Source organism: Crocosphaera chwakensis CCY0110, assembly GCF_000169335.1.
Lineage (GTDB): Bacteria > Cyanobacteriota > Cyanobacteriia > Cyanobacteriales > Microcystaceae > Crocosphaera > Crocosphaera chwakensis.
Genome location: NZ_AAXW01000075.1, coordinates 1 through 20792, shown reverse-complemented (window position 1 = coordinate 20792; position 20792 = coordinate 1). Strand labels below are relative to the sequence as shown.

The following is a 20792-nucleotide window of genomic DNA, read 5'->3' as shown; positions in this document are numbered from 1 at the left end:
TTTCCCTAGTGACAATAAAATCACGAGTTCTTCCGTCCACGGGTTCATCTTCAGCATCAAAGAAACGAACCTGAACATCTTCTATGACCCCTTCAGCAATGACTAAGGTAACAATTCCATCTTCGCTGACTTCTGGAGAACCGATCACTTGTGCTAAGTCAAATCCTTGTTCAGCGTACCATTCATTAATTGCTCTAATTCCCTCTTGAAGTTCCCGAAGATTGAGGATTTCGCCGTATTGATCACCAAAAATTTCTTGGACTTTTTCAGGGGGTAACGCTCTTTGATCTTCTATATCGGGAACAGTGTTGACAACAACCTCCTCTAAAATGGGGTTAACTTCTACGTTGTAACTAATCCTTACCCCTAAAGGTGTGTCAGCCGGTGTTACCTCAACGTTAGCAAAATAACCAGTGGCATAAATGGCGTTAACGTCTTCTTGAAGTTGAGAACGAGTCGCCGTTCGACCTGGCCGAGTTTGAATGGTGTTGTAAACCAAATCTTGTAATTCTGGTCCGGCCCCTTCAACCACCACTTCGACTACCAACACTCGCGGTTCTTCTGCGGTGGTTTCCGTTTCTTCTGCGTCAGAGTCAGGGGGAGGAATCGTTTCAGGAACGGGAACCACTGGGGGTTCAGTGTCTGGTGAATCTTCAATTCCAGGAATAGGCGTAGTTTCTTGTGCCGTTTCTTGTTCAGTAGTTGATTCGGCTGCGATCGCTTGATCTAGATGGGTTGGTGATAACGATTGATCCTCGAAAGCGTTCGGTGCTGTTAACGCTGTCTGTTTTTCTAAAATGGCTGTGGCTGAATCAGAGAGATTCTCAGAGGTAGCTCCAGTTTCTTCAGTGCTAGAAACTTTAACATCAGGCTCAATTGTGTCTAAAGACTCCTTTAACTGAGACTCTGAGATAACAGAATCATCAGACTCTAAAGAAGCCTTGGAAGCCATCTCTGGGGTGGCTGTGGTTTCTTTTAGGGTAGAAACTTTAGGATATGACTCAACAGTGTCTGAGGACTCATCTAACCAGGGGTCTGAGATGATAGAGTGATCGAACTCTATTGCTACTTGTTCTTTTATCGACTGTATGGAAGAAACCGACGCTTTCTCATTAGACTGTACTCCTTGTTTAATATCAGAAACCTGGGGATAATCACTCACACTTTTTGATGAATCATCGGCCCCTAATTCTGTGGTTGAATAGTCCAGAAATTCAAAAGTAGTCTTTTCTGGGTCTTTGATACTAGCGACTGATGGCACATTTTGGCCCCTAATAGGCTTATTTGTTAACCATACCGTTGTTGTTGTCAGAATGATCCCCAACAAAGGAGAAAAATAGAACTTTTTACTCTGGTTTGACACGTCCACACACCCAATCAAGCTATAGCGTTTTTACTGTTATCCGTTGCTGATGGTTAACTTAACTAATAGCTAACAGCTTGTCTAACAGCCGAGCCATCTTACCCATTATTCTGACTATCACCATAACAAATTGTTCCGATCGCCTTTACGCTTCATGGGAAGCTAATCTGTCTAAAATTCGCTTCTGAACTTGTTGATAGGCAGTTTCAACTTGTCCTAAGTCTCGACGAAATCGATCTTTATCCATTACACGCCGTTGGGGATCACTTTCATTTTGATCCCACAGTCGACAGGTATCAGGACTGATTTCATCGGCGAGTAGGATTTGTCCTTGGGTATCGATGCCGAATTCGAGTTTAAAATCTACTAAGGTAATTTGACAACTGGCAAATAATTCTTGTAGATATTGGTTAATGCTTAGGGCAAGGGTTTGCAGTTGTTTGAGTTGTTCTTCTGTAGCCAGTTCTAACACGAACAAGCGATCGCGGGTTAATAAAGGATCTCCTAATTCATCTTTTTTGAAATAATATTCCACTAAGGGAAAAGGTAATTGATAGCCTTCTTCTAACCCAGTTTGTCGACATAAACTACCGGCTGCAATATTTCTGACAACGACTTCTATGGGAATTATTTTTACTCGTTTGACTAAAATTTTATCATCAGCAGATTGTTCAATTAAATGGGTCTGAATGCCTTTCGATTCTAACCATTGAAATAACGCTACTGTAATTTGGCAGTTCATTTTCCCTTTTTGGCCAATGGTTCCTCGTTTTTGGGCATTGAACGCAGTAGCATCATCTTTAAAATGGGTCAATAGAACTTCGGTATCCTCTGTGCTATAAAGAATTTTTGCTTTGCCTTCGTACAATTTTTTCATCATATTTTTTTATATCTAATGAGTTAGAACATGAGACTTTTATCTATTTTTAATTTAAACAATTTTAGAACAACAGGTAAGAGAAAACAGCAAATAACAAACTTTCATCAGTTGAAGTTATTAATTACGTTAAAAACTCTAGCACTAGAGTTCATGATCTCAGTTCCCGTTGTTTTAGCCAATTGTAATGATCGCGTTGCTAGTTTAACATTGGTGCAACCGATTATGGAACGTTTATGGCCGAAACTAAAAGCAGAAAATCCTATTTATGCTCAGCTAAAAAATAATTCTATTACTCTAACAGAGGAATTTGCTGCGTTAAGTGGGACACAAAAGCAGCAAGCTTTAGAACCCCTTCAACTAGGATACAAAAACAATTGGTTTGAGTTTCTGACCCCTGAAGAAAAAAAGTCCGCTTTAGGAGATCGTGGTTGGGGTACTATTTCCCCTTATCTAGTTTATGGGAGTGATGGTCGTCTTATTTCTGTTCCCTATGATGGTTGTACTCGCTTGACTCTGCTAACGGAAAAAGATCGTTTTAGTTATTATTATCAAACCCTCATCTATCGAAAAAGTTTAGAAGCAGGACAAAGTCATATCACCCCTCAAATGTTACGTAACGCAGGTCAACCGTCTTGGAGAAAGGTGAATGTTTCGATTGCACAACAGCAAGAGGAAAAGATTCGATTAGAATTTTGGCAAACCATTGGTTACGATCAAGTCGATGAGGGTTGGTGGATCGCTTGGGTTCCCGAACAAGGTCATTTTGAAATTAATGTTCCTGTTAATTATGACAAAAATCGACTACAAAAATATCGTCAGATAGCGTTACCGAAGTATAAATATGTTGTCATCGATAATGAAGGGACTCTAAGAAACTTTGAACCGGACTAATTTCTACTTAATTCTACTTCCCTCTACTTTGTAGAAGATAAATACTACTATAGTTTACTCGAATCATTAGCAAAATTCTACTATTGATCAGCCTGACATAGAAACTAATTCAGGGGCGTTGCATTATTGGGGGATGATTTATAATAAAAGAAAAAATTTTATTATAAGCGATCGCTTAAAAAGAAATGCCAATTAATTGTCCAAAATGCAACTCTAATAATATTAGAAAAAATGGTCATAGAAGAGGAAAACAGAATCACCAATGTAAAGACTGTAAACGGCAGTTCATTGAAAATTATTCGGAATTAGGTTATTCTAAGAAAGTTAAAGAAGACTGTTTAACTATGTAAATGGCAATGGATTTAGAGCAATAGAGAGAATAACTAAAGTCAATCATAATACAGTAATTCGTTGGGTAAAAGAAGCAGGACTAAACTTATCAAATCAGCAAGAAACTTATAGTATTCCCATAGTTGCTCAATTAGATGAATTACAAACATTTGTTGGCAAAAAAGCGGTGCGACTCCAGTGAGGTTTCCTCGCTATGGGAACGCGCACCAAGATAAAATAAAAGATGGATATGGACAGCTTTAGATAAAGACTGTCCTGGAATTTTAGAATAGGTCATCGGCGATAGAAGTTCAGAAACGTTTGAAGAATTATGGAAAAAAATTAAGAATTGGAAATGTTATTTTTGGGTGACAGACGGCTATAAAGTTTATCCAAAATATATTCCTGATGAAGACCAGATTATTAGTAAAGTTTATATGACAAGAGTGGAAGAAGAAAACAGTCGCTTACGACATTACTTAGTTAGATTACACCGCAAAACTTTTTGTTATTCTAAATGCGAGAAAATGTTATTTGTCTCAATAAAACTTCTTGTTTATTACTTAAAATATAAGACTCTTTCTTTAATAAATTAAGTCTGAATACAGTACGAATATCAAAAGGGAAAAGAAGTCTTTGCGATCGCCATTCATGAGGATGGCCATCAAAGAAATGAACTGTTATCAGACTTCCAATTTTTGAAAGATACCAAGCTCTCATTTTCTTAAATACAGACTAGAACCCTTTACCCTGACCGATAGAGGGATTTATTTTTATCTATGATTTTTGGTTTACCCTATATAGGAAAATCTATGATTCAAAGTATTATATAATTGAAGGGTCATGACACCTTTTATTATTAAGCAAAACAATGGGCGATACTGGATTTGAACCAGTGACAGCCTGCTTGTAAGGCAGGAGCTCTACCGCTGAGCTAATCGCCCTCACTAACGTCTTCCCAGCATAACATATCTAATGGAAAAAGCCAAACTTTTTTAATTCTTTTTTCAGGAAACTTCAGAACACGGAATCGTCTAAGAATTCAAGGACTCAACCCTATTTAGATTATGCCTTCTGGCCGTACTCACGATCGCATTACTTATCTTAGTTTACTTCCTTTGGTGATTATTATTTATAGTCTGACTCGTCGAATAGAATGGTTATTTTGGTTTAGCGGGGCTTATCTTTTCAGTGGGTTAATGTTTGGCCCTGACTTAGATATTTATTCGGTACAATACAAACGTTGGGGTATTATACGCTGGATTTGGTTGCCCTATCAATCTTGTTTCAAACATCGTTCTTTTTTCTCTCATGGCTTCATTTTAGGAACCGCAATCCGAGTCATTTATCTTTTGACTATTATTCTAATTGTGGCTATTTTTATCGTAGCGATCGCCCAATTAATTTGGGGGTTTCCTTGGAATTGGCGAAACTTTGCTAATCGTAGCTTTAATTTACTGAAAAATAGATATTTAGCAGAAGCGATCGTCACCTTGATTGCATTAGAATTAGGAGCGATGAGTCATAGTTTTAGTGATTACTTAGTTAGCTATTTTAAGCATTCTCAAAAAAAACAGAAAAAACGTCCTTCTAAACGCAATAAAATCAGTAAATAGGTAAGAAATATCAGGTTTAAGTTCCTACCTATATCCGATTTCTGCCTTCTTTGAATCTCAAGATCCATAAGCTGTTGTGCATTTAAACTGGAATAAATAAAATTACCTCTAAAAACTGTATCCTAATCCATTTTTGCCTTTTGACTTCTAAAAGACATTTAAAATGTGTTTTAGCTTAGCGAGCTAGTTTTCATGTGAGAATACAGAAAAACCTTGAGCAGTAACTGATAACTAATAAGTGATAACTGAAAATGACCAATCCTTCAACTATCAACATTTTAATTAGTAACGATGATGGCATATTTGCTCTCGGTGTTCGTACCTTAGCGAACACCTTAGCCCAAGCAGGGTATCAAGTAACAGTAGTTTGTCCCGATCGTGAACGTTCAGCCACTGGGCACGGATTAACCCTGCATCGTCCCATCCGCGCTAACATCGTAGAAGACTTTTTTCACGGCAAGATTACTGCTTGGTCTTGTTCAGGAACTCCCTCAGACTGCGTTAAATTGGCGTTAAGTACCCTCATGGAGAGTAGACCTGATTTTATTATTTCAGGGATCAATCATGGCTCCAATCTCGGCACAGATGTATTATATTCAGGAACTGTCTCAGCAGCAATGGAAGGCATCATTGAAGGTATTCCTAGTATTGCCATGAGTTTAGCCAGTTTTTCTTCCCGTCAATTTCAACCCGGTGCTGACTTTGCGTGTCGCTTGGTTCAACAATTACAGGATTATCCTCTCCCGGACAGTACCTTACTCAATGTCAATATTCCCCCTGTCGCAGCCGATGCGATCGCAGGAGTCATGTTAACCCGTCAGGGATTACGTCGATATATCGAAAACTTTGAAAAACGCTTTGATCCTAGAGGAAAAAGTTATTATTGGCTAGCAGGAGAATTAGTCACAGATATCGAACAACCAGAGCATATCCATCTCCCGTCCCATATTCTCACGGATGTTCAAGGGATTCAACAAAATTATATAACCCTGACACCTCTACAATATAATCTCACCGATGTGGTGAGTTTCGAGTATTTACAAAAAAATAAATGGTTAGATAACTCCCCCGACATTAAATGAGTCAATCTCTGATGACAATTTATGATATTCTAATGCAATCGCAGTCTTATTTAGAACCATGTCCTCTTTTGAATATAATCAAGAAAGCGATTCCGAAGATATTGATCGTGTGACCTTAACCGATGAAATGGGTCGCACCCTCGATTGTTATATAGAAAACGCTATGGAAGGAAATGATGGGACTTATCTATTATTAATGCCTGTCGATATCCCTGTCGTCATTTTATCGTGGGAAAGTGAGGAAGAAGAGAGTGACGATAGTGAAGAAATTAACAATGCTGTCTTGTTAGAAGATCAAGCAGAAATTGAAGAAGTTTTTCCTGATGCTAAAGCAGTTTTAGCTGAGTTAGATTTGACCCTAAAATTAACGGCTTTTACCCTAACGGTAACTGGAGAATTACCCCCCATAGAAGATGATGATATTCTTACCCTAGAATTAGAAAACGATGGACCATCCTTGGATTCAGAAGAATTACAATTTTTAAAAGATTTTTATCACCACCAGCAAAAGTACTCGGTTTATACTCCCTTATCTCCCTTACTCTTTTTAGCTAAATACAATTTACTCGGCAAAGTTGAATTAGTATCTCCTGAAGATGAGGAAATGCAAGTTATTCTAGAAGAATTATTATTTGATGATATGGATGAATAATTAATAATTAATAATTTTGTAATACTGACATCTTATACGCCTTACAAAAAAACTTAACAATCGAAATCTAGACAGTTAAGCCAAAAGTGATATCTTCCATCAGTGCAGAAAAACCAAATAAAAAAAACAAGAAAATTAATTATTAAGCAGTTACAGTCAAAATAAATCCTATTCCTTCTTAGGTGTTCCCTCTGTAAACTAGCTAGTTTTATCGAAGGTGCAAGATTAGAGAATCACTAAATTCTGTTAATTTACTCCTTATTTCTACTTTTTTCTATGTTTTGACATCTTTTTCTATTTATTAAACATAAACTTCTATGTAAGTTTACCAAATTCATTTAAAAATTCTACTTTTTTTAGGACTGACATCTATAAAAAAATTCACTAACTTAATAACAGTCAGCCCAAAGGCAGACAAAAAATAAACAAAACAAACTTCGTGTGGAGCGTTCAAATCATGAAAAATGTACTAATTGGTTTACTCAGCCTAACCACTATCGGTATCTTGGTGAGTCCTGCTGTTGCTGATGAAACAGAAGTCTCAGGAGATAAAGTTATCATCCAAAATTCATATCAAGGTAGTTTCCAAGATGGTAATGATAACCGAAGCGTTCAAGAAAGTACCCAGGTTCATCGTGAGGTCAATAACAGAAAACCTCGCCAAACTGGTAGTTACGGTTCCGTTCAAACTGTTGATCAATATCAAGAGCAAATGGGTGAAATGAATAGCTCTCGACAAACCACTATTCAACGGACTGAAATGAGAAACCGCAGAGGACCTCGTCACTAAACACTATCTCTTATCTTCAACTGTGCTTAACAATAAAAGGACAGGGTGAACGATGAGTTTACCAGTTTCAATAACTATCATCTTCTCCTGTCTCTTCTTAATTTTCTTATTTGTCTCTAGTGTAGCACAGTCAAATTCTCAACTTATTGGTTGTGTTTTATTTCTTTTACCATTAGGAGGGCAAACCATGCACGGGAAAGCCTTCATGCTTTTACTCGCAATTGTCATGAATTTCTTTGTCTCTGCGAGGTCTAATGCAGGAGAAGTACAGGTTCAAACGGGTAGAATAAACATCGAGCATCGTCGGAATGGTGATACCTCGATTGATACAGGAAATATGCAACTTTCTGTCCCCAATAATCGCTCCCGCTTTCAACATTATTTCCCCTACAATTCCCCAAGTCAATCTACCTTTAAAAGGTGTCGCAATGGTCAGATAGTCCGTCAATCTAATCAACAAATTAGTTATTCTAACGGGACTAGCAGCCATCGTTCGACATCTTATCATCAATGTCGGTAGGTCAAGACTTGAGTGACTAATTTTCTGAATCAAATGCTGAATTATTAAGCATTTGATTCATCCTAACTTTAATGAAATTTAGAGGAGTTTGATCCGATGAAAGTAATGATCTCTATTAGTAATTCTTTATTATTCTTTTTGATACTTGAGTCTTGTTTTCTCACCTCAGTAAAGGCTCAATGTGTACAAGGAGATGTTTCGGTTCAATACAGTATTAGCGGTTCTCAAAAACCCACTCAAAGAACCAATGATGTCACGATGGAAAGTAATCCAAAATGCCGAGGAAACGCTAGTGTTAGCACAGGAGTTCAAGGACATATTGGTGCTGATGCTGCTGAACAAAATCGTCGTGTTGATCATGTTCAACAAGGTAGTGATAAATATCCCCAAGTTCCGAATAGTACAACAGTGCAAATTCGCTCAAATGTTCAAGTTGATGTGGATAATCCTGTAGACCGATTTCCCCATCATCCCAAAAAGTAAAGGTATTTTTTGAGGTAAACTTATGTCTTTAAAACCTTTAACATTAGCTACTTTATTTACCATCATTTTGTCAGGTATGGTGACAGGATTGCCAGAAGGAATTAATGCGATCGCTCAAAATCAAATGTCACTTCAAAGTAGTTCTATTAACTTAAATGCAACTGAACTCAATCAACCCCTTTGGTTACAGATTCAAGGGATTAATCAAACCAATATTCAAGGACAAGTTACAGTAAATGGACAAGTCATTAAAACCTTAGAAGGTAGTAACAATCAAGTTAATTTGTCTAATCATTTAAGTCAGGGAAGTCACCAAATTATAGTGATGGGTAACTATTATCCTTCTCAGGGTTCAGTCGTTATCGAATTGAAGGGTCATCAAACCCAAGTAACTCAACAAACCAGTGGCAATGGATTACTTAATCAACAACTAAATATGGAGGTTAGATAGGTTTTATGAGACGAAAAATAAGTCATATTGTATTAATTAGTATTAGTTTATTAACCTTGAGTCCCGTTCCTACTTTTGCTCAAACCACCACAAGTCAAACAGGTAGTATAGAAGGCACTGTAAACGGAGATAATAATCAAGTTTACCAAACGATTAATCAAACAATTATTAATCATCCTGGTAAAGGTTCTATACAACGTAATCAAGGCAATAATCAGAAAAATCCTCAAAAGAGTTCTCATTCTACATCTCATCGACATTCTAGTGATAGAGAACATCCTCGTTATAATGACCGTGATTAAATTCATAATCAAATATTAGGGTGAATCATCCTCACCCTATTTTTAGGATTCAATATTTTCCGTAACTATGATATAGCAATTCCCATACTTGTGAGGTACAAAGTTTTCTAGTTTTCAGGAACAGGGAACAAAGAATCTATCAAAGTGAATATGAATAAGTAGCAATTTTTGGTCATTTCCTTTACACTGTGATCTCTAGAAAGAAACTCACCTGAATCTAAATTGCTTTAGACACCATGACTAAAAGTCCCATCAAACCCTTCTATTTCGACATTACAGAAGAAGAAATTGATTTTTTTGCTGAAGCGTCCAAAACCATCCTTAAGTCGGGTAGGCTCATTTTAGGGGAGAATACGACAGAATTTGAAAAAGCGTTTGCTGAATATGTTGGCACCAAACACGCGATCGCAGTTAATACCGGTTCTTCGGGGTTAGAAATTATCTTACGTCTCAAGAAAGCAAAAGAAACAACAGTTTTAGTCCCTACTAACACCAATTTTGCCACCGTTGCTGCTGTGTTGCGAGTGGGAGGAAAGGTTCAATATTTAGATATGGATGAGAATACCTTTGCACCCTCTTTGCAAATGGTCAAAAATGCTGTAGAAAAAGGGTCAACCCCAGGTATTTCTGGGGTGTTATGGGTGCATATCGGGGGAGTGATTTCTCCCGATTTTCCTGAAGTGGTGGAATATTGTCACAAAAATGGTTTATTTGTCCTAGAAGATACGGCACACGCTCACGGAAGTCAAATAAATGGAGTAAAAGCAGGAAATTTAGGGGATGGTGCAGCGTTTTCTTTTTTCCCCACTAAAATTATGACCACCTTTGAAGGGGGAATGATTACCTTAAACAAGGATGAAGAAGACTATATTGCGCGATCGCTGAGAAATCAAGGGAAGCGAGGAATGGACTTCGGGGGGTTACACACAGACTTTGGTAATAGCACCCGTATCAGCGAAGTTCATGCGGTTTTAGGACGCATTCAACTAGCTAAGTTACCCCAAATGATAGCACGGCGACAACGGTGTTATGAGCTAATTACAGCACCTTTACGAGAAGCGGGAATTAGATTTGTTTCCACGGATCACATGGATAGTGCCTCTCAGTATAAGTTAATGATACTTCTCCCAGAAGGAAAGACAGCTAAAGAGGTAAAAGCAGCATTAGCAGAAGAGGATATCTTTTTAGGGGGAACGGTGTACGAAATACCTTGTCATTTACAACCAGTGTTTGAGGAGGTTTGCAAGGGTGAAAGTTTCCCTAACGCTGAATATTGGTGTCCCCGTCATATTTGTCCCCCGTTGACTTCGGGGATGACAGATGAAGAAGCGAAAATAGTCGGAGATGCGTTAGTGAGACATTTATCTATTGATTAATGGGACTTTAGCGAGAATTTAGAGTCAACCTTGCGCTAATATAGACAGGTGTACATTCACTAATTACAAAGAGGTATTATTAATTGTTATCTCTTCCAACGACAATTTACCTGGAATAGTGACTAATCCACATTTACTAGGATGTTTAAATTGACGATGATTTCCTCTTGTTTTTACTCAATACCATCCATCATTTTCAATTAGTTTAGCTATCTCTTCGATTTTCATGTTTAATAATTTACATATTCTTGTCTGTTCGTTGATTTTGAGAAATAGGAAAAGTTATTAAACAACTTCAACCTCAACACTAGGAACTTCCTCATCTTTCTTCTTATCAAAAAATAATTTATTATTTTTACAATCAATAAAAATAGTATCCCCAGAAGCAAAAGTTAATTCTAATATTTTCGTAGAGATAGGGTTTTCTAATTCCCGTTGAATCGCCCGTTTTAAAGGTCTGGCACCATACACAGGATCGTAACCAGAATTAACGATATAATCAAGAGCAGCATCGCTCAATTCTAAACTAATATTTTGCTCTCTTAATAACCGTTCAATCCGCTTAAGTTGCAGAGTAACAATACGTCTTAATTGCTGTTTCTTGAGGGTATGGAAGATAATTAAATCATCAATACGATTCAAAAATTCAGGGCGAAAATGCTTCCGCAATGCTTGTAAAACTTTCTTACGCATGGCCTCATAATTGTCATCATCCCCTGCTAAATTTAAAATATATTCGCTACCAATATTACTGGTCATTACGATGATAGCATTACGGAAATCGACAACACGACCTTGAGAGTCGGTAATGCGTCCATCGTCAAGCACTTGTAATAAAATGTTAAAAACATCTATATGTGCCTTTTCTACTTCATCCAAGAGGATAACAGAATAAGGACGACGACGAACTGCTTCTGATAACTGTCCCCCTTGGTCGTAACCTACATACCCAGGAGGCGCACCAATTAAGCGCGAAACAGCGTGTTTTTCCATGTATTCGGACATATCAATGCGAATCATGGCATCTTGAGAGTCAAAGAGAAAGGCTGCTAACGCTCGCGCTAATTCTGTCTTTCCTACGCCAGTGGGACCCATGAATAAAAAGGAACCAATGGGACGAGAGGGATCTTTCATTCCGGCCCTAGCGCGACGAATAGCAGCAGCAACCGCAGCAACCGCTTCTTCTTGACCGATCACTTGCTGATGTAAATGACCTTCTAATTCTAATAATTTTTGCCGTTCTGAGCCTAGTAAACGGTTAACAGGAATACCCGACCATCCTGCTACAATTTCGGCAATATCGGAATCAGTAACTTGTTCTCTTAATAGGGTTTCTCCTTGGGATTGAATTTCAATTAATCGAGTTTCTTTGGCTTCTAAGTCTCGTTGTAATCCTTCTAATTTACCGTATTTTAATTGAGCGGCTTTATTAAGATCATAAGCACGTTCTGCTTGTTCAATTTGTACTCTTAACTGTTCTTCTTCTTCTTTTAAAGCATTAATTTCTTCTAGCATCTGTTTTTCAGATTGCCATTGTTGACCTAAATTTTCGTGAATTTCTTCTAATTCTTTAATTTCTTCTTCTATTTTTTTCAACCGTTCTTTAGAAGATTGATCAATCATTAAACCTTGTCTTTTTTCTTCTCCTTCTAAAGATAGTTTTTCCATTTGTAGCTGCATCAAACGCCGATCTACGTCTTCTAATTCAACGGGTTTAGACGTAATTTCCATTTTCAATTTTGCAGCAGCTTCGTCTACAAGATCGATCGCTTTATCGGGTAAAAATCTATCAGTAATATAACGATGGGATAAAGTAGCTGCAGCCACTAGCGCAGAGTCGGTTATTTTCACCCCGTGATGCACTTCATAGCGTTCTTTGAGTCCTCTTAAAATAGAGATGGTGTCATCGACAGTGGGTTGTTTTACATACACTTGCTGAAAACGCCGTTCTAAGGCAGGATCTTTCTCAATATGCTTGCGGTACTCATCTAGGGTAGTTGCACCGATACAGCGCAATTCTCCCCGTGCTAACATAGGTTTTAAGAGGTTTCCTGCATCCATCGAACTGCCTTCCCGTGAACCCGTTCCTACTACGGTATGGACTTCATCAATGAAAAGAATAATATGACCATCGGAGTTGGTAACTTCTCGCATCACTGTCCGTAAGCGTTCTTCAAACTCTCCACGATATTTTGCCCCTGCCACTAAGCTACCCATATCTAGAGAGATTAATTGGCGGTTTTTAAGAGATTCTGGCACATCTCCGTTAATTATGCGTTGTGCTAAGCCTTCTGCGATCGCCGTTTTCCCAACCCCTGGTTCTCCAATTAAAACGGGATTATTCTTAGAACGACGGGATAAAACCTGAATAATGCGTCTTATTTCTTCATCTCTACCAATAACAGGGTCTAGTTTCCCTTCTCGTGCTGCCTCAGTGAGATCCCGACCATACTTATCTAATGCTTCATACCGATCTTCTTGATCTTGTTCGGTAACTTTTTGGCTTCCTCTCACTGATTTTATCGCCTGTTCTAAGTCTTGGGGGTCAAGGTTAAAACTACGTAAACAACGCCGTCCAATGCGTTCGTCTTCTGCAAACCCAACCCATAAATGTTCAACCGAAATAAATTTATCATCCCAACTTTCACGGGAAGCTTCAGCGCGATCAAGCATAACATCTAGGCTACGGCCTAAGTATAGCTGTTCAACAGTGACAAATTTTGCCTGTCGGTTAGTAAAGGTTTCAACCTGTTGCTGCAACCGAGGGATATCAATTTCAGCTCGTTCTAAAATCCGCAAAGTTAAGCCTTTTTCTTGTTCTAGAAGGGCTAAAATGACGTGTTCTACTTCTAGATTTTGATTTTTGAAGCGTCGGGCGACTTCTTGCGATTTTACGACAGCATCCCAAGCTTGTTCGGTGAACTTTTCAGAATCAGTAGGTTGCATTAGCGACTAAAGTTATCCCTCAATATGATAGCAATCTATAAGAATAGTATATCAATGTTAGTAGTGACCAGTGATCAATTATCAGTGATCAGTGACCAGTTCTCGGTTATTAGTTAGCAGTTAAAAGGTTTAATATTTTACTAGGAGAAGAGATATTTAAACAATATATAAATGTTTTTTGATAAAACAATATGACTAAAAACAAGAAATAAACTGATAGTCATCATCTATATTCAACTCATTCAGTTTACGAACTAAAGTATTATCTCTCGAAACAAACAAAGAATATGTATAGTCTCCATAACAAGTAAAGTTACTATTAATAACATACAACCAATTCGTTGTTTTTAGAATATCGTCAAGATAACTTAAATAAGAAAAAGTTTCGTACAATGGATGACCTTCTGTTTTTGATAATAAATTTTTCAGAAGTTCAATATTTGTATTTTGAGGAACAACTATTAAAGTATCAGGTTCACTTGATTCTATTTTAAGCATCGAGATAAATGATTGTTTATCATCAGGTTCATAAATTCCTACCTGTGGAGATCCTACTGACATTCTTTGATTATAGATTGTAAAATCAAAATTTTGAATAAAATGATAACTTAATTGTCCTTCTTTCCACAAAAAATGAGGTTCACTATCTTCTTCATCTTCATCAAATGAAGTAGTAATTATCCAAGGTTTATTTTTGTCACAGTCACAAGCATTCCCGACTCGATTTCCTATATTTTGATCTTGATGAAATGTTATTACTTTAGTGGAGTCAGTAAATTTTTCTAATACATCATATTGAGAAATTAAAAGATTTGTTTGGGGAATATGAGATATGTAATCCATGTCTTGTATATCCATAGTGTTAGGTGAAATATTAATAAATAAATTACGAAGGGATTGATCTTTTGAGATAAAGACAAAACTATTGAATCTAATATTGTTGCCTCCCCACGAAATAATAGACCAAGTTGAATTTTCAGACAGCCAACTTAAAACATAATCTATATTGTTAAAAGAAATTTTATCTAAAGTAAGAGATTGCAAAAGAATATGAGATATTTCTTGAGACGAACTATATATCAACCAAGGAAGATTAGCACTAGAATAAATGATTTCTAAGAAATCTTGTACAGTATTTATTGTTTTCTGTTTTCTATCGCAATAAATGAAAATATTTGATTGACGTATAGATAATAGATGATTGATTTTGTGTTCTAATAAAGGACAGTAATTAAGAAAAAAAGCTAAATAATACATAATATTAATTTAAAAATTTACTTTATCATATTCAAAAATAGATAACTTTAAAAATCTATAATTGTAAAATATAAAGCGATCGCATTCCCCAAAAGATTAAATTTTGATCCACTATTAAGTTGCTCAATTGTTCATAATTATCTTGTTGAAAATAATTATATAAATTTTCAGCATCCCCACCAGTTAAAATGATTTTACTCTCAGGATACTTATTTAACCAATCATCAATAAACCTTTGAATTCCACTTAAAATAGTGTATAAAATACCGCTTATAATAGCATTTTTTGTATTATTAGCCCAACGATCACCTAATTTATTTGGTAAATTAATATTAGGTAAGGCTGCTGTTTGACTTGATAATGAATCAAATTGTAACTTTAATCCTGGTAAAATAGCACCCCCGATAAAAGTGCGATCGCTATCAATTCCTGTTAATGTTAAAGCTGTACCACCATCAATCACTAAACAAGGAAAATGATACCTTTCTCCTGCACCTAATGTAGCTAATGCCCGATCAATTCCTATAGTTGGATAAAGATTGTTGAGGGAAATATCTTCTAACTTAATGAAATAAAATTTTTGATAATTTTTCCAAAGTTTAGTCTGAGAAGAAATAACAGAACCAACGACTAAAGGTAAAGTAGAAGAAATATCAAAGAAAAGATAATCATTAGGTAATCTTATAGGATTAATAACTTCTTTAAGATGACTGGTATCCCAAGTATGGCGTAAATTCTCTCCTTGAAAATATCCCCAATGAAGTCGAGAATTACCAATCATTAAAGCTAACCATTCTTGATTCACAGTTTTTCTTATTTTTATTTTTTTGACTGACTATTTTTTAAAAAGAGAATGTAATTTAATAATATTTTATAATTACAACCATCACCAAATTACCAATAATAATGTTATCATTTTTAAGGTCTTGCGAATTATAACCATCAATTTATGAGTAGCGAAAACGAGTATATACAAGAAGCCGATGCTAACCGTGTCCGAGTTTTAAGCGAAGCCCTGCCCTACATCCAACAATTCGCTGGACGCACCGTTGTGATTAAATATGGAGGGGCTGCCATGAAAGATAGTTCCCTTAAAGATAAAGTCATTCGTGATATCATTTTTCTGGCTTGCGTGGGAGTTCATCCTGTGGTGGTTCATGGTGGTGGACCAGAAATTAATACGTGGTTAAATAAACTAGGCATTGAAGCGCAATTTAAAGACGGCTTAAGAGTCACCGACGCACCCACAATGGATGTGGTAGAAATGGTATTGGTAGGCCGTGTGAATAAAGAGTTAGTTTCCTTAATAAACCAAGCAGGGGGTCAAGGAGTAGGACTCTGTGGTAAAGATGGTAACTTAGTCAAAGCTCGTCGTGTGGATAAAGAAGATATTGGCTTCGTCGGAGAAGTCAGTAAAGTGAATGTCAAAATTGTTCATTCGTTAGTCACCAATAACTACATCCCTGTTATTTCTTCTGTGGCTGCCGATGACAAAGGACAAGCGTATAATATTAATGCTGATACCTTCGCCGGAGAAGTTGCAGCAGCCCTAGGTGCAGAAAAATTGATTCTATTGACTGATACGGCAGGAATTTTAGAAAATTACAAAGATCCAAGTACATTAATAACCAAATTAGATATTAAACAAGCCAGGGACTTGATCGCTCAAGGTATTGTAGCAGGAGGTATGATCCCGAAAGTGAATTGTTGTGTGCGATCGCTGGCTCAAGGGGTCAGAGCAGCACATATTATTGATGGTCGCATTCCCCATTCTATTTTACTCGAAATCTTTAGCGATCGGGGTATTGGATCGATGATTGTAGCCTCAGAGTACCAGTCTTAAACCCTATAAATAGAGGTGATAAACTGAGGATTTAGGTAGTAATTACCGTACTTGTGAGTAAAAAGACTTGCAGAAACTGAATAAATCAGTTATAACTTAAGAGGTGAAAATACTTCTCAAAAGATCTTCTTCGATAAATATCTACGATTTAATAAAACACCAACCCATAAAGAGAAGTGTTGCTCAAGAGAGCATTTGTACAATTTAGTAAACGCAAATTAATTGAGTCTATGACGAACCAAGTCGCTCATCCTATGATGAAGTTTCAACGTAAAGTGTCCTCACTGGTAGAGTCAAACGTTCTAAAACCCAGTGATAGCATTTGGAAACTAGCCCTTCTATACGGAAATGACTGGTCTTACTGGAAAAAAGAACTATTAGAGTTTGGTTTTACCATGCAAGATCCCGTTAGTGAGGTTTTAGTGGTTGAAGCATGGGATGAAGATTAATCCAACCTAACCAAAGTCTGAATTGATTGCAATGTCAGACATGGATGAATATTTTTGTTTCTACTAATCTATCCTTGCAATCATGTTCTACAAAACGCCTTATCTATGCAGTTTAACCAGAGCAAAAATTTTTTACAAAAAACAGTCTTGTTAACGTAGCCTAGATAGGTTTTTTAATGTTAAGGTAAAGTCATCAAAGATTATTACCTGTTAAGGAGATATCTATGCTACACCGCAAGATTTATCAGCTTTGTACAGAAGGCCGAGAAGTTTGTCTGTTCTTGCGGGATCAGCAACGTTGGATTGAAGGTGCTACGATCATTTCGTTAGAAGCCGATCTAGTTACCATTCGCTACGAAACCGAAGAGGATGACGAGATCAGTTCGTGGGAAGAAATGGTAAGACTTGAAAGTATTGGCGCAGTTAGCCAAAAACTTGCCTCTGTTGCCAGATACAACTCAGAAATATTCGTCTCTGATGATTGTCCTGAAGCAGAACAAATTCATCCCCAGTCCCCGGACTCTAATCAAGATCCCAAGAGTTAAGACATAGCACATCATAGTCACTGCTTTGCAAGCTTCGTAATGCCGGCATTAACCGGCTATTTTTTTGCTGGGATCATAATTTAAACTTGCTCTATAATAAAAGGGCGAGACAAAAGATTGTCATTAATGATGTCTCGTTATCATTCAGCAATAAAATGATAACGGCACCTCAATCTTTTAGAATTTTATTAATGGAAAGATTATGCAGACAGTGGATAAAAAGTCAGGAAATTCTGACACAATGGAAGCACCTAAACACGGTTTACCCGTCACCATTATCACAGGATTTCTCGGTAGTGGAAAAACCACCCTTCTTAATCATATTCTCACCAACCAAGAAGGTATTAAAACCGCAGTATTAGTCAATGAATTTGGAGAAATTGGCATTGATAATGAATTAATTGTTACCACCGAAGATAATATGGTGGAACTTAATAATGGTTGTGTGTGTTGTACGATTAATGAAGATTTAGTACAAGCAGTTTACAAAGTTTTAGAACGGCCAGAAAAGGTCGATTATTTAATTGTTGAAACCACAGGACTTGCCGATCCTTTACCCGTCGCATTGACCTTTTTAGGAACAGAATTAAGGGACATGACTCGCCTCGATTCTATCATTACGATGGTAGATTGTGCTAATTTTAGTTTAGATTTATTTAATTCAGAAGCTGCCCATAGTCAGATTGCTTACGGGGATATTATTGTTTTAAATAAGACTGATTTAGTGGATGAAGGAAATGTCGATTCTTTAGAAATTCGTATTAGAGATATCAAAGAGTCTGCAAGAATTTTACGCACTCAAAAGTCTCAAGTTCCCTTACCCTTAATTCTCAGTGTAGGATTATTTGAGTCAGATAAATATTTTGACCACGAAGAAACCAAACATGATCATGATCACGACCATGATCACCATCATCACCATGATCACGACCACGATCATCATCATCACCATGATCATCATTCCCATCACTTAGAAAATGACGGGTTTACCTCCATTTCCTTTGAAAGCGATCAACCCTTTTCAATTCGGAAGTTTCAATATTTTCTAGATAATCAATTACCCTCTAACATCTTTCGGGCTAAAGGGGTTTTATGGTTCAATGAAAGTGAGAAACGTCACATTTTTCACCTCAGTGGTAAACGATTTACCTTAGAAGATGATGAATGGAAAGGAACCCCTAAGAATCAATTGGTTTTGATCGGGCAAAATCTTGATAAAGATAAGTTGTATCAACAGATTGAACATTGTTTATCCCTTCCTGCGACCAGTAAAGGGAAAGGTTTTGGTTAAACTAAGTGTTTTCTTTTTCCCCATCTAAATTAAGAGTGATTAGATGGGGTAAGTAAACGGCAGAAATTTTGAACTTTAACTTGTTTTTGAGCAAAATTCAAAACAGTACATTAACTTAAATGCTAAAATACGCTTATTACCCAGGTTGTGTGGCTCAAGGAGCTTGCCGTGAATTGTATTTATCGACTGCGGCCTTAACAGAAGCTTTGGGCATAGAATTAATTGAATTAAAAAAAGCTGCTTGTTGCGGTTCAGGAACCTACAAAGAAGATTCTCAACTGTTAGAAGATACGGTTAATGCTCGTAATATCGCTTTAGCAGAATCATTAAAACTACCTTTATTGACCCATTGTAGTACCTGTCAAGGGGTGATCGGCCACGTCGATGAACGGTTAAAAGAGGCCAAAAATAATGATCCTGGTTATTTTGAAACGGTCAACGGATTTTTAAAAAAAGAACAATGTTCTCCCTATCAAGGTAGTACAGAGGTTAAACATTTATTATGGGCGTTAGTAGCTGATTATGGGTTAGATACCTTAGCTAAAAAAGTCAAACGTAAGCTATCAGGGTTAAAATGTGCAGCGTTTTATGGCTGTTATTTATTGAGAACTCAAGATAAACTTCCTTATGATAATCGATTTCAACCAGAATCCTTAGAAAATGTTTTTCGTACCGTTGGGGCTACCCCTATTTATTATCAAGGAAGAACTCAATGTTGTGGTTGGCCCTTATCAAGTTATGCCACAGAACAATCGTTTAAAATGGCTGGAAATCATATTAAAGAAGCTATAGAAGCAGGGGCTGATTGTTTAGTTACCCCTTGTCCTCTGTGTCATTTAAACCTTGATTCTAGACAACCCGAAGTAGAAAAAGTAATCGAGGAAAAACTGGGTTTACCCGTGTTACACTTACCCCAATTAGTAGCTTTATCTGTGGGAATTGAACCAGAAAAATTAGGGTTAAGTCGTCATGTTGTGTCCACACAACCTGTGTTAAAAAAATTAGGTATATTGTAAATACTACATAGTCAACGTTTTGTTTTCAGACATGGGTCTTGCTTTGGTTTCTGGTCAACTAGGGTAAGGTCTGTAAGGCATGGGAATATATTGTACTGATGGTCTTCCTCCTGACGGTTGAGGATATAATTCCATCAAAGTGTAAATTTCTCTGGGCAATCCAACAGTAATAGGTAAACCAATTTCACTCGCTTGTTCAACAGAAATCGGACAATCGTGGGTAATTTTTCCTGTGGTCAAAAGATCAATAATTCCATCAATCTTTTCGGGAGCAATTTTCGGTTCAGGAATATCATCTTTAAGGAGAGTTCTTACAAAGTTTTGGACTTGGTTAATTGCTTTTAAGGCTAAATCCCCCATAATTAAAGTCTGGTCATCGATTTTATCAATAGGTTTACGTTGTATAACGTTTATAATACTGGCTGCTGCCATATTACCCAATTGGGGGTCAACAGGACCCAAAACAGCATTAGCATCCATAATAATTTCATCTGCAGCTAAAGCCAACATTGTTCCCCCACTCATGGCATAGTGAGGGACAAAAACAGTGACTTTAGAAGGATGACGAATTAATGCTCTAGCAATTTGTTCTGTGGCTAAGACTAATCCCCCAGGAGTATGTAAAATTAGGTCAATTGGTGTATCTGGAGGCGTTAGACGAATTGCTCGTAAAACTTGTTCTGAATCTTCGATAGAAATATAGCGAGAT

At 37.0% G+C, this 20792-nt stretch carries 22 protein-coding genes, 1 tRNA gene and 2 pseudogenes; 16 read left to right on the top strand and 9 right to left on the bottom strand.

Annotation, left to right across the window (positions count from 1 at the left end):
* Both CY0110_RS30595 and purC read right to left on the bottom strand, forming a co-directional pair.
* On the bottom strand, nt 1–1261 hold a 1261-nt coding region (locus CY0110_RS30595), incomplete at its 3' end, for a POTRA domain-containing protein (RefSeq protein WP_008278337.1).
* Nucleotides 1262–1508: 247 nt separating this feature from the next.
* Nucleotides 1509–2240, bottom strand: a complete 732-nt coding sequence (gene purC, locus CY0110_RS24635; protein ID WP_008278336.1) for a phosphoribosylaminoimidazolesuccinocarboxamide synthase — start codon at nt 2238–2240, stop codon at nt 1509–1511.
* Nucleotides 2241–2393: 153 nt separating this feature from the next.
* Here purC and CY0110_RS24630 point away from each other — a divergent pair, with 153 nt between their 5' ends.
* Nucleotides 2394–3134 carry a phosphoribosylaminoimidazolesuccinocarboxamide synthase gene (locus tag CY0110_RS24630; protein ID WP_232285808.1) on the top strand — a complete coding sequence of 247 codons (741 nt, stop codon included), beginning with the start codon at nt 2394–2396 and terminating at the stop codon, nt 3132–3134.
* A gap of 191 nt (nt 3135–3325) precedes the next feature.
* Nucleotides 3326–4060, top strand: a pseudogene (locus CY0110_RS28960) (IS1 family transposase).
* Here CY0110_RS28960 and CY0110_RS30590 read toward each other — a convergent pair.
* Complete coding sequence (locus CY0110_RS30590) at nt 3978–4184, bottom strand: hypothetical protein (RefSeq protein WP_198139260.1); 207 nt, start codon at nt 4182–4184, stop codon at nt 3978–3980. The pseudogene CY0110_RS28960 and the gene CY0110_RS30590 overlap by 83 nt on opposite strands.
* Before the next feature lie 152 nt (nt 4185–4336).
* Nucleotides 4337–4408, bottom strand: a tRNA-Val gene (locus CY0110_RS24625).
* A 123-nt stretch (nt 4409–4531) separates the two neighbouring features.
* Here CY0110_RS24625 and CY0110_RS24620 point away from each other — a divergent pair.
* From CY0110_RS24620 to CY0110_RS24580, 9 genes are all read left to right on the top strand, one after another.
* A complete protein-coding gene (locus CY0110_RS24620) occupies nt 4532–5080 on the top strand; it encodes a metal-binding protein (RefSeq protein ID WP_008278334.1) in 549 nt (182 codons plus the stop codon).
* Nucleotides 5081–5331: 251 nt separating this feature from the next.
* A complete protein-coding gene (surE, locus tag CY0110_RS24615) occupies nt 5332–6162 on the top strand; it encodes a 5'/3'-nucleotidase SurE (protein ID WP_008278333.1) in 831 nt (276 codons plus the stop codon).
* 58 nt (nt 6163–6220) lie between these two features.
* Nucleotides 6221–6814, top strand: coding sequence for a DUF3727 domain-containing protein (locus CY0110_RS24610; protein ID WP_008278332.1), 594 nt, complete (start codon nt 6221–6223; stop codon nt 6812–6814).
* Between the two features lie 457 nt (nt 6815–7271).
* Nucleotides 7272–7604, top strand: a complete 333-nt coding sequence (locus CY0110_RS24605) for a hypothetical protein (RefSeq protein WP_008278331.1) — start codon at nt 7272–7274, stop codon at nt 7602–7604.
* A gap of 52 nt (nt 7605–7656) precedes the next feature.
* Complete coding sequence (locus CY0110_RS24600) at nt 7657–8124, top strand: hypothetical protein (RefSeq protein ID WP_008278330.1); 468 nt, start codon at nt 7657–7659, stop codon at nt 8122–8124.
* Nucleotides 8125–8220: 96 nt separating this feature from the next.
* The gene (locus tag CY0110_RS24595; RefSeq protein ID WP_008278329.1) at nt 8221–8607 is read left to right on the top strand and encodes a hypothetical protein; all 387 of its coding nucleotides are present in this window, start codon (nt 8221–8223) and stop codon (nt 8605–8607) included.
* Nucleotides 8608–8629: 22 nt separating this feature from the next.
* Complete coding sequence (locus CY0110_RS24590; protein ID WP_008278328.1) at nt 8630–9058, top strand: hypothetical protein; 429 nt, start codon at nt 8630–8632, stop codon at nt 9056–9058.
* 5 nt (nt 9059–9063) lie between these two features.
* Entirely contained in the window at nt 9064–9360 is a 297-nt protein-coding gene (locus CY0110_RS24585; RefSeq protein WP_008278327.1) for a hypothetical protein, read from the top strand.
* 236 nt (nt 9361–9596) lie between these two features.
* Entirely contained in the window at nt 9597–10736 is a 1140-nt protein-coding gene (locus CY0110_RS24580; protein ID WP_008278326.1) for a DegT/DnrJ/EryC1/StrS family aminotransferase, read from the top strand.
* 63 nt (nt 10737–10799) lie between these two features.
* Here CY0110_RS24580 and CY0110_RS31695 read toward each other — a convergent pair.
* The 4 genes and pseudogenes from CY0110_RS31695 to CY0110_RS24565 all read right to left on the bottom strand — a co-directional run bounded on the left by CY0110_RS31695 (nt 10800) and on the right by CY0110_RS24565 (nt 15744).
* Nucleotides 10800–10964, bottom strand: a pseudogene (locus tag CY0110_RS31695) (type II toxin-antitoxin system HicA family toxin).
* A gap of 57 nt (nt 10965–11021) precedes the next feature.
* Complete coding sequence (gene clpB / locus CY0110_RS24575; protein ID WP_008278325.1) at nt 11022–13682, bottom strand: ATP-dependent chaperone ClpB; 2661 nt, start codon at nt 13680–13682, stop codon at nt 11022–11024.
* Nucleotides 13683–13877: 195 nt separating this feature from the next.
* Nucleotides 13878–14939 (bottom strand): hypothetical protein, encoded by a 1062-nt coding sequence (locus tag CY0110_RS24570; protein ID WP_008278324.1) that lies wholly within the window; start codon nt 14937–14939, stop codon nt 13878–13880.
* A 55-nt stretch (nt 14940–14994) separates the two neighbouring features.
* Nucleotides 14995–15744: a pantothenate kinase gene (locus tag CY0110_RS24565; protein WP_008278323.1), complete on the bottom strand. Its 750-nt coding sequence runs from the start codon at nt 15742–15744 to the stop codon at nt 14995–14997.
* Between the two features lie 144 nt (nt 15745–15888).
* On the opposite strand from CY0110_RS24565, the gene argB reads away from it, so the two are divergent.
* The 5 genes from argB (at nt 15889) to CY0110_RS24540 (ending at nt 20083) form a co-directional block, all read left to right on the top strand.
* Nucleotides 15889–16782, top strand: a complete 894-nt coding sequence (gene argB, locus CY0110_RS24560; protein WP_008278322.1) for an acetylglutamate kinase — start codon at nt 15889–15891, stop codon at nt 16780–16782.
* Nucleotides 16783–17012: 230 nt separating this feature from the next.
* Entirely contained in the window at nt 17013–17231 is a 219-nt protein-coding gene (locus tag CY0110_RS24555) for a DUF4327 family protein (RefSeq protein ID WP_008278321.1), read from the top strand.
* Nucleotides 17232–17455: 224 nt separating this feature from the next.
* Nucleotides 17456–17776 carry a DUF6679 family protein gene (locus tag CY0110_RS24550; protein ID WP_008278320.1) on the top strand — a complete coding sequence of 107 codons (321 nt, stop codon included), beginning with the start codon at nt 17456–17458 and terminating at the stop codon, nt 17774–17776.
* A 202-nt stretch (nt 17777–17978) separates the two neighbouring features.
* The gene (locus CY0110_RS24545; RefSeq protein WP_008278319.1) at nt 17979–19067 is read left to right on the top strand and encodes a CobW family GTP-binding protein; all 1089 of its coding nucleotides are present in this window, start codon (nt 17979–17981) and stop codon (nt 19065–19067) included.
* A 119-nt stretch (nt 19068–19186) separates the two neighbouring features.
* Nucleotides 19187–20083, top strand: a complete 897-nt coding sequence (locus CY0110_RS24540; protein WP_008278318.1) for a CoB--CoM heterodisulfide reductase iron-sulfur subunit B family protein — start codon at nt 19187–19189, stop codon at nt 20081–20083.
* Between the two features lie 54 nt (nt 20084–20137).
* On the opposite strand, the gene CY0110_RS24535 is transcribed toward CY0110_RS24540, so the two are convergent.
* Nucleotides 20138–20792: SDH family Clp fold serine proteinase (locus CY0110_RS24535; protein ID WP_008278317.1), on the bottom strand; the 655-nt coding region annotated here is incomplete at its 5' end.

Excerpts from the sequence above, each read along its gene's own strand:
- CY0110_RS24555 (WP_008278321.1), top strand. The coding sequence starts at position 17,013 with ATGACGAACCAAGTCGCTCATCCTATGATGAAGTTTCAACGTAAAGTG.
- CY0110_RS24570 (WP_008278324.1), bottom strand. The coding sequence starts at position 14,939 with ATGTATTATTTAGCTTTTTTTCTTAATTACTGTCCTTTATTAGAACAC.
- clpB (WP_008278325.1), bottom strand. The coding sequence starts at position 13,682 with ATGCAACCTACTGATTCTGAAAAGTTCACCGAACAAGCTTGGGATGCT.
- CY0110_RS24630 (WP_232285808.1), top strand. The coding sequence starts at position 2,394 with ATGATCTCAGTTCCCGTTGTTTTAGCCAATTGTAATGATCGCGTTGCT.
- CY0110_RS24600 (WP_008278330.1), top strand. The coding sequence starts at position 7,657 with ATGAGTTTACCAGTTTCAATAACTATCATCTTCTCCTGTCTCTTCTTA.
- purC (WP_008278336.1), bottom strand. The coding sequence starts at position 2,240 with ATGAAAAAATTGTACGAAGGCAAAGCAAAAATTCTTTATAGCACAGAG.
- surE (WP_008278333.1), top strand. The coding sequence starts at position 5,332 with ATGACCAATCCTTCAACTATCAACATTTTAATTAGTAACGATGATGGC.
- argB (WP_008278322.1), top strand. The coding sequence starts at position 15,889 with ATGAGTAGCGAAAACGAGTATATACAAGAAGCCGATGCTAACCGTGTC.
- CY0110_RS24540 (WP_008278318.1), top strand. The coding sequence starts at position 19,187 with ATGCTAAAATACGCTTATTACCCAGGTTGTGTGGCTCAAGGAGCTTGC.
- CY0110_RS24580 (WP_008278326.1), top strand. The coding sequence starts at position 9,597 with ATGACTAAAAGTCCCATCAAACCCTTCTATTTCGACATTACAGAAGAA.
- CY0110_RS24610 (WP_008278332.1), top strand. The coding sequence starts at position 6,221 with ATGTCCTCTTTTGAATATAATCAAGAAAGCGATTCCGAAGATATTGAT.
- CY0110_RS24585 (WP_008278327.1), top strand. The coding sequence starts at position 9,064 with ATGAGACGAAAAATAAGTCATATTGTATTAATTAGTATTAGTTTATTA.
- CY0110_RS24545 (WP_008278319.1), top strand. The coding sequence starts at position 17,979 with ATGCAGACAGTGGATAAAAAGTCAGGAAATTCTGACACAATGGAAGCA.
- CY0110_RS24590 (WP_008278328.1), top strand. The coding sequence starts at position 8,630 with ATGTCTTTAAAACCTTTAACATTAGCTACTTTATTTACCATCATTTTG.
- CY0110_RS30590 (WP_198139260.1), bottom strand. The coding sequence starts at position 4,184 with ATGAGAGCTTGGTATCTTTCAAAAATTGGAAGTCTGATAACAGTTCAT.
- CY0110_RS24605 (WP_008278331.1), top strand. The coding sequence starts at position 7,272 with ATGAAAAATGTACTAATTGGTTTACTCAGCCTAACCACTATCGGTATC.
- CY0110_RS24550 (WP_008278320.1), top strand. The coding sequence starts at position 17,456 with ATGCTACACCGCAAGATTTATCAGCTTTGTACAGAAGGCCGAGAAGTT.
- CY0110_RS24620 (WP_008278334.1), top strand. The coding sequence starts at position 4,532 with ATGCCTTCTGGCCGTACTCACGATCGCATTACTTATCTTAGTTTACTT.
- CY0110_RS24595 (WP_008278329.1), top strand. The coding sequence starts at position 8,221 with ATGAAAGTAATGATCTCTATTAGTAATTCTTTATTATTCTTTTTGATA.